Below are 214 nucleotides of genomic sequence, written 5' to 3' on the forward strand. Positions count from 1 at the left end.
GACTTTTGACTCTAAAGGACAGCAGGTTGTTGAGTTCTTCTTCAAGCCTAATGGTGTGCTTCAATATGTTAAAAAGCGGGGCACTGAACATCCCAAAACCATCATAACCGGCTTTACCACGAAGCAGGGAAGTAAAGAGGTTGAAGCGCTTCTTGGTTCCGCTGTTTTTGATTACCCCAAGCCGACAGGATTAATTGAACACCTAATGAAGGTC

1 protein-coding gene is annotated in these 214 nt (G+C 44.4%); it reads left to right on the forward strand.

The annotated features are described in order from the left end of the window. Positions 1 to 214 (forward strand): hypothetical protein (locus tag AAC854_RS24115; RefSeq protein ID WP_340619234.1); only part of this gene is annotated, 214 nt, incomplete at both ends.

The sequence above is a fragment of the Xenorhabdus entomophaga genome, from assembly GCF_037996725.1.
Taxonomy (GTDB): Bacteria; Pseudomonadota; Gammaproteobacteria; order Enterobacterales; family Enterobacteriaceae; genus Xenorhabdus; species Xenorhabdus khoisanae.